Source organism: Okeania sp. SIO2B9 (assembly GCF_010672505.1).
Classification (GTDB): domain Bacteria; phylum Cyanobacteriota; class Cyanobacteriia; order Cyanobacteriales; family Microcoleaceae; genus Okeania; species Okeania hirsuta.
Genome location: NZ_JAAHGK010001460.1, coordinates 1 through 1,750 on the forward strand (window position 1 = coordinate 1; position 1,750 = coordinate 1,750).

A 1,750-nucleotide genomic window follows, 5' to 3' on the forward strand; every position below is an offset into this window, starting at 1 on the left:
CTAGGAATTTGATCGACGAAAAAAGTAATTGAAATGATTTGCATAGTATAAGTACCTACCAAGCTACGGATTTATATACTACTTTTAATGTTACAAATTGACGTGCTGAATGTGGGTTTTATTCAAATAAATCATCACAGACCATCTTAATTTATGCCACAAACATCAAATATTGCGGTCGCAATATTCAAGTATGATTTTAATTATCCTGCTCTTCATCATTCAATCACAAAATCAACTCTTTGTGTCAATTTATATTATGACAACATAATTATAATTTCTTACTTAATTTTATCTTTTTTGCATAAACAACTTAGATATATTTCGTTGATTTAGGTGATTTAAAATTATAAATGTGACGACAATAAATAAAGATTGATAATTGAATAAATTACTTTAGCGATACTAATGACGCAACACACTGCGAACGCCTACTCCCTCATCAAGAAATTCCTCCCTAATTTTGGCTCAATCTATTATAAAAAACTAATTAACTTCACCCAAACAATAAGCTTTTATCCCCTGAGAGGCAAACCAATTGATCGTTATTTCTGCCTGACTATGTGGCACCAAAACCACAAAACCAATTCCCATATTAAAAGTATTAAACATCGCCTCCTCGTCCACATTACCAACTTCGGAAATCCACCTAAAAATAGCAGGAATATCCCAACTACTTTTATCTATATCAATAGACATTCCCTTTGGCAAACAACGAGGTAAATTTTCTGGCAAACCACCTCCAGTAATATGAGCCATACCATGAATATCTAAACCCGCTTTTTGCGCTGCTAAAATTGGCTTAACATAAATTTTTGTTGGAGTTAATAACGCCTCTCCTAAACTTTGATTATTCAAAAAATCTGGGCAATCTTGTAGAGAAACATTGTACTCATCAATAATCTTTCTCACCAAACTAAAACCATTACTATGAACGCCACTACTTTCCAATCCGATCGCCACATCCCCCATTTGCACCTGAGACCCATCCAAAATCGAGCTTTTTTCCACAATTCCTACAGAAAAACCTGCCAGATCGTACTCACCAGGTGGATAAAAACCTGGCATTTCAGCAGTCTCTCCTCCAATTAAAGCACACCCTGCTAAACGACATCCTTCAGCAATACCAGAAACCACTTCAGTTAACTGTTGCTGATTCAATTTTCCGGTTGCTAAATAATCCAAAAAAAATAGAGGTTCCGCCCCCGATGTCAACACATCATTAACACACATAGCAACCAAATCAATACCAACAGTATGATGACAATTAAGAGTATTTGCCAGTTTTAATTTTGTGCCCACACCATCAGTACCAGAAACCAAAACAGGTTCTTTGTAACCACTTGGCAAAGCAAATAATCCACTAAACCCACCTAATGCTCCTAAAACTTCTGGTCGGTGGGTACTAATAACCATATTGCGGATATTATCTACAAATTCACGACCCGCTTCAACATCAACACCAGCTTGTTTATAATCCATCATGTCTTAGGCCAAAACTTTGATTGTGCGCTAGACAACAAGAAATTAAGAAACCCATTTTTGCAGATTCTCAATCTTGCAAAGGCAATTTCATCAATCCCTAGTGCAGGACGGCGGAAATAACTGACCAGTTACAAAATCCTAAAAGCCTTACCAATCAATGCTTTTGAATTTTGAATTTTGATTTTTAACTTCCGCGTAGCGACACTAGCTTTGTCAGGATGTCTAGCCTTTAGAAGTTTACCATCAGTCTTGTATCTATAAAATT

General features: G+C 35.9%; 1 protein-coding gene. It reads right to left on the minus strand.

All coding sequences use genetic code 11. The features are described from left to right. Nucleotides 1-486: 486 nt before the first annotated feature. Nucleotides 487-1,482: a phosphoribosylformylglycinamidine cyclo-ligase gene (gene purM / locus F6K13_RS31695; RefSeq protein WP_287289661.1), complete on the minus strand. Its 996-nt coding sequence runs from the start codon at nt 1,480-1,482 to the stop codon at nt 487-489. Nucleotides 1,483-1,750 lie beyond the last annotated feature (268 nt).